The organism is Nonomuraea sp. ZG12 (assembly GCF_052068115.1).
Classification (GTDB): domain Bacteria; phylum Actinomycetota; class Actinomycetes; order Streptosporangiales; family Streptosporangiaceae; genus Nonomuraea.
The window spans coordinates 1-6259 of sequence record NZ_JBQHCW010000064.1; the positions used below are offsets into that span (position 1 = coordinate 1).

Sequence of the window (6259 nt, forward strand, 5' to 3'; positions counted from 1 at the left end):
GGGTTGGCGCCCGGCCAGCCCCCTTCGATGAAACCGACGCCCAGCCCGTCCAGATGGCGCGCGACGGCGAGCTTGTCGGCAACGGTGAGGTTGAGCCCCTCCTGTTGCGCTCCGTCACGCAGCGTCGTGTCATATACGTGGAACCGGTCGTCGGCCATCCAACACTCCTCACCAGGTCATGGCGATCCCGTCAGGTGTCCCCTGATGGACCGCGCCCCGCCCGTGACGGCGTCATACGAGTTCTTCTCCGCGTGCCAGGTTGCCCTTGGGAAGCGAGGCGAACACCACGACCGCGCTCAGGACCGCCAGGAGGCCGCCGACGATCATGCTGACGTGCATGCCGTCGACGAACGCGGTGCGGCCGATCTCCAGCAGCCTTTCCACCTCGGCCGGGCCGACCATCGCGGCGGCCTGGGTCAGGGCGTTCACCGACTCCGACGACAGCTCCGCCACGTTCGCCGGGTAGCCGCCCAGGCCGGCGAGCACGTTGTTCGCGTACACCGAGGCCAGCACGCTGCCCAGGACGGCCACGCCGAGCGCGCCGCCGATCTGCCTGGCCGAGTTGCCGGCCGCGCTCCCCACGCCGGCCAGGGCCGGCGGCACCTGGCTGAGGCTGGTGGCGATGGCCTGCCCCACCGTGAGACCCGCGCCGAGCCCCGTGAAGCTCAGGCTCGCCCCCACCAGCGGGTACGTGGTGAGCGTGTCGGCCGCGGCCAGGATGAACATGCCCGCCCCGATCAGGATGAGCCCGACCGCGATGACACCCCGGCTGCCGATCTTGGTCGCCATCGGGCCCGCGACCAGGCTGGCCAGGGTGAACAGCAGCGCGAGCGGCACCAGGCCGAGCCCGGCGTTCAGCGGCGTGTACTCCAGGACGCCCTGTAGGTACTGCGTCAGCACGAACATGATGCCGGTGAAGACGAAGAAGCTGAGCGCCGCCGCCATCGAGCCGACCACGAACGTGCGTACGCGCAGCAGCCCGAGGTCGAGCACCGGCGCGGCGGCCGTACGCTGCCAGGCCAGGAACGCGGACAGCAGCACCACGCCCACCACCGCCGAGACGATGGTGCCCGGGGATGCCCAGCCCAGCCGTGGGCCTTCGATGATGGCGAACAGCAGCGTCCCGGTGCCGAGCGCGGACAACAGCACGCCCGGCACGTCGAGCCCGCGCCCGCCGGCCGCCGGCTGCCGCTTGATCAGCAACTGCGCGCTGATCATCGTGATCAGGACCAGCGGGATGTTGATGAGGAAGACCGACCCCCACCAGAAGTGGTTCAGCAGCCAGCCGCCCAGCACGGGACCGAGCGGAAGGCCGAGCACGGTCATGGCGCTCCAGATGCCGAACGCCTTGGGCCGCTCCTCCTTGGGGAAGCTGACCGTGACCAGGGCGAGCGAGGCCGGGAGGATCCCGGCCCCGCCCAGGCCGAGCAGCGCCCGCCAGGCGAGCAGCTGCCCCGTCGTCGTGGCCAACACGCACAGGAGCGACGCGACGCCGAAGATCAGCAGGCTGACCTGGAGCAGGCGCTTGTGCCCGTACTGGTCACCGAGCCGCCCGCCGATGAGCATGCAGGCGGCGAAGGTGAGGATGTACGCGTCGCTGATCCAGGCGAGGTCGCTGCTGGTGGCGTTCAGGTCCGCCGCGATCGACGGCAACGCGACGTTGACGACCGTCGCGTCGACCTCCACCACGGTGACCACAAGGCACAGGACGGCCAGCACCCACCATCGTTGCGGGTTGGGCCGGTCGGCAGCCTCAGGGGCGTCCGTTCTCTCCTGTGACGTTTCCTTGGGCTTCTGCCCTTTTTCGGACACCGATTTCACTCCTGATTTTCTGGGGGCGGGCCTTTACCAGGCGACGGGAAGGTCCCATACGCCATAAAGACCGGCATCATGCTTGAACGAGATCTCGTCGAAAGGCACCGCGGGCCGGATGGTGGGCAGCCGATCGATGAGTGTTTCGAAGACGACTTCCAGCTCGATCGTGACGAGGTGCTGGCCCAGGCACTGGTGAATGCCGTGGCCGAAGGTGAGATGGTTGCGGGGGTTGCGCGTGACGTCGAATTTCGCGGCTTCGGGATAGGCCGTGTCATCGTGGTTGGCGGCGGCGATGAGCGTCATGACGCCGTCGCCGGCCTTGATGTGGCCGCCGCCTAATTCGACATCCTCGTCGGCCACCCGGGCGACTCCGATATCGGAGATGGACAGGTAACGCAGCATCTCCGCGACCGCGCTGGGAATGATTTTCCTGTTGGTACGCAACTCCTCCATCTGGTCGGGGTACTTGAACAGCATCAGGACGCCGAGTGTGATCATGTTCGAGGTGGTCTCGTAGCCGTCCACGAGCAACACCACCACCGTGGCCACCATCTCGTCATGGGTCAGCGCCTTGGTCTCGGCGTTGTTGGTGACGAGCTTGCCCAGCAGGCCGTCGCCGGGATTGCGCTCCTCTTCGAGCAGGCGCCGGTCCACGTAGTCGAACAACGCGTCCAGCGCGCCCTTCACTTCGTCGACCTTCGTCGTCCGATTCGTCAGCACTTGGCTGAATTTCTGGAGAAACCCCTGGTCGTCGTACGGCACGCCGAGCATGTCACAGATGATCCGGGCCGGCACCGGCATCGAGAAGTTCGTCACCAGGTTCGCCGGCTGCTGCTGCTTCTCCAGGTCGGCGAGGAGTTCGTTGACGTGGCCCCGGATGGCCGGCCGCATGTTCTCGATGGCACCCGAGGTGAACGGCTTGACGAACAGCCTGCGGTACGCGGTGTGCTCCGGCAGGTCGAGCCGGTTCATCATGCGTACTTTCTGCATCAGATGCCGGTGCGGCATGAGAATGGGGAAACCGGGCTTCCTGCTGTCCGCGCTGAACCGCCTGTCGGTGAGCACTGTGCGGACGTCATCGAAACGCGTGACGATCCAGCAGGTGCTGCCGTCCGGCAGGCGAACCTTGGAAACCGGCTCATTGTCGCGCAGCCGGGCGTACGTGCTCGGAGGCTCCAGCGGGTTCTCCCGGCGCACCGGGAAGTCCATCAGGGGCTGCTGGTCGATCGACATTTCTTTTCTCCTCAGATGGATTTCTTGCTTTCTCCGGCAGGTCGTCAGTCGCGGGCCAACTGCGCGACCAGCGAAAGCGGTCTCAGATCCGTCCAGTGCTCATTGATGTAGTCGATGCACGCGCTACGGCCGTCCTTTTCCTTGACCACCTCCCAGCCGTGCGGCACGTCCGCGAACGCCGGCCACAGGGAATGTTGTCCTTCGCTGTTGCGCAGGACCAGGTATTCGGCGTTCTCGTCATCGAGCGGATTAGCCACGGAAGGCCTCCTTTCCTCGGGTTCTCTCCAGTTCCTGGGAAACGACCTGGCCGATCTCGGCGGCCGGGCCGGGCTGCATCATCGCCCCGTGCCGACAGCCGATCTCCACGTCCATGACCTGGCCGTCGATGTAGGGGACCCAGCCGGCCACCGTCGGCGAATCCGCGTGCCGGCCCTCGGTGGCCACGAAGAAGAGCAGGTCGCCGTCATACCTGGCGGGGGTGAACGTACGGACCAGCTCGATGTTGTTGATCCAGGTGTCGATGAGGTTCGAGATCTGGTCGTGGCCGAGGAATCGCAGGGAATCCACTTCGGTGTTCACGATCTCCATGAACCTGCCGCGATCCATGGCCGGCCTTTCCTCTTCTGGGATCGGGCGGCCGAGGTCGTCCAGGATCAGCGCGAGCGCCTCGTTCTCCGGCACTCTGCCCGCGTCGATGTGGTATTCGCTGCCGGGGTAGGAGTCGAGGATCGCCAGCAGTGCCACTGTCTCGCCCTGCTGGGACAGTTCCGTCGCCATCGCGTACGCGACCAGGCCGCCGAAGGACCAGCCGAGGAGGTGGTAGGGGCCGGACGGCTGCACGCTTCTGATCTGGGCCACATAGTCACGCGCCATGGCCTCCACGCTCGGCGGGGACAACCGCGGGTCGGTCAGACTGCGGGCCTGGATCGCGTACAGCGGGCGAGAACTGTCGATGGGACCCAGGAGGCTCGAATAGGACCAGGCGAACCCCATGCCGGGGTGGACGCAGAACAAGGGCGGGAGCTGGCCTGACGGGCGCAGGGGCAACAGGACGTCGAAGGGGTTCCGCTGGCTGCCCGCAGTGGTGACCGCCTTGGCCAGCGTGGCCACGGTGGGGCTCTCGAACAGGTCGCGGACGGTCAGCTCGGTTCCCATGACGTCACGGACGCGGCTGATCAGGCGGGTGGCCAGGAGGGAGTGGCCGCCGAGGTCGAAGAAGTTGTCCTGGATGTCGACGGCCGGCAGGTGCAGGACCTCGGCGAAGAGGCCGGCGAGGATCTCTTCGGCGGGGGTGCGGGCGGCGTTGTGTCCTGTGGTGGCGTAGACGGGGGCGGGCAGGGCTGTTCGGTCGACCTTTCCGTTCGGGGTGAGGGGGAACGCCTCCAACACCACGATCGCAGCCGGCACCATGAACGCCGGCAGGTGGGCGGCGAGCTCGGCACGGAGCTCGGCGCTGGTGGGACGGTGGCCGGGGGCCGGGACGACGTAGCCGATGAGCTGTTTGCCGCGCGTGTCGTCTTCGCGGACGATGACGGTGGATTGGGCGATGCCGGGCAGTTGGTCGAGGGCGGCTTCGATCTCGCCGAGTTCGATGCGGAAACCACGGATCTTGACCTGGTCGTCGGTGCGCCCGAGGAACTCCAACTCCCCCTCCCCGGTCCACCGCACCAAATCCCCCGTGCGATACATACGCTGACCGGAGCCGCCGAAGGGGTCGGCGATGAAGCGTTCGGCGGTCAGATCTGGACGGTCCCAGTAGCCACGGGCCAGCCCCGACCCTGCCAGGTACAGCTCTCCTGCGACGCCGGGTGGCGCCAGCCGCAGCCGCTCGTCCAGCACGTACGCTCGCAGTCCGTCCATGGGGCGGCCGATGGGGACGTTGCGTGCCTGTTCGGGGACAGCGGACTGGAGCGGGTGACAGGTGGCGAAGGTGGTGGTCTCGGTCGGCCCGTAGACGTGCACAATGCGGGTGCCGGGCAGTACGCGCGCCGCGGCGCGCATGGTGGCGGCCGAGACGAACTCGCCACCCGTCCAGATCTCGGTGAGCGTGTCCAGGCCACGCGGCTCGTCGTCGATGAGCGTGTTGAACAGCGCAGTGGTCACGAACGCAGCCGTGATGCGGTGTTCGGCGATGGTGTCGGCCAGTTGAGCGGGCTCAGCAGGACCCGGTGGCGCCACCACCACCGTACCGCCGTTGAGCAGCGGCACCCAGATCTCATAGGTGGAAGCGTCGAACGCGTGCGGCGAATGCATCAGCACCCGCTCGTGTGCACCATCATGCCAAGCCCGGTCCGCGGCGAGGGCGACCACATCGGCGTGAGTGACGGCCACCCCCTTCGGAGCGCCGGTCGAGCCCGAGGTGAACATCACGTAAGCCAGCTGATCGACACGCGCGGCCTTGAGGACCGGAACCGGCTCGGTGCGCTGCTCCCGAGCGTCGACCAGCATCAAGGGCACGTCGAGTTCGGCCGCCCGCTCCCGCATGACCAGGTCGGTGAGCAGAAGCGGAGCGCCGGTGTGGTCGAGCACCCAGCGCATGCGCTCAGCGGGGAAACTCGGATGCAGCGGCACATAAACCCCGCCGGCCTTGAGCACCGCCAAGGAAGCCACGATCACCTGCGGCGAACGCTCCATCAACATCGCCACCGGCGTCTCGCTGCCGACCCCGGCCGCGATCAGCCGGGCGGCCAGTTCGTCGGCGTGCGCGTTCAGTTCGGCGTACGACCATTCGGTTCCCTCGCCGGACAGTGCGATCGCGTCGGGGGTCTTGTGCGCTTGTTCGGTGAAGGCCTGGACGATGGAGGTGCTGGGGTGGTTGGGGTGGCCGGTGCCGATGCTGAGCAGGTGGTGCCGTTCATCGTCGGTCAGCAGCGTGAGGTCGGTGATCGGCTGGTCGGTGTCGGCCACCACCATTTGCAGGAGGTGGTGAAGGCGCTCGGTGAACGCTTGGGCGGTCTGACGGGTGAACAGGTCGGTGTTGTATTCGAGATGGCCGAGGAGGCCATTGGCGCGGTGATCGGCATCGAAGTGCTCGACCAGTTCCACGGTGAGGTCGAACTTGGCCGTACCCGGATGGACCGGCCGGGCGCGGGTGTGAAGATCCCCGAAGTCGGCGCCGGCCTCGATGACAGTGCGGTAGGCCAGCATGACCTGGGCCAGGGGGTGCAGGCCCAGTGAGCGGGTGGGGTTGAGTTCCTCGACCAGCCGGTCG

4 protein-coding genes and 1 pseudogene are annotated in these 6259 nt (G+C 67.2%); all 5 read right to left on the reverse strand.

The features are described from left to right. Positions 1 to 158 (reverse strand): annotated as a pseudogene (locus ACTMTF_RS49155) (citramalate synthase); the annotation flags it as partial. 73 nt (positions 159 to 231) lie between these two features. Continuing rightward, positions 232 to 1812, reverse strand: coding sequence for an MFS transporter (locus tag ACTMTF_RS49160; RefSeq protein ID WP_441117000.1), 1581 nt, complete (start codon positions 1810 to 1812; stop codon positions 232 to 234). Positions 1813 to 1845: 33 nt separating this feature from the next. Further along, positions 1846 to 3048: a cytochrome P450 gene (locus ACTMTF_RS49165; protein ID WP_441117001.1), complete on the reverse strand. Its 1203-nt coding sequence runs from the start codon at positions 3046 to 3048 to the stop codon at positions 1846 to 1848. 44 nt (positions 3049 to 3092) lie between these two features. After that, on the reverse strand, positions 3093 to 3305 hold the full coding sequence (locus ACTMTF_RS49170; RefSeq protein ID WP_441117002.1) for an MbtH family protein: 213 nt from the start codon (positions 3303 to 3305) through the stop codon (positions 3093 to 3095). Further along, positions 3298 to 6259: non-ribosomal peptide synthetase (locus ACTMTF_RS49175; protein WP_441117003.1), on the reverse strand; the 2962-nt coding region annotated here is incomplete at its 5' end. The genes ACTMTF_RS49170 and ACTMTF_RS49175, both read right to left, overlap by 8 nt.

Coding starts and splice junctions, on each gene's coding strand:
- ACTMTF_RS49165 (WP_441117001.1), bottom strand. CDS start 3,048: ATGTCGATCGACCAGCAGCCCCTGATGGACTTCCCGGTGCGCCGGGAG.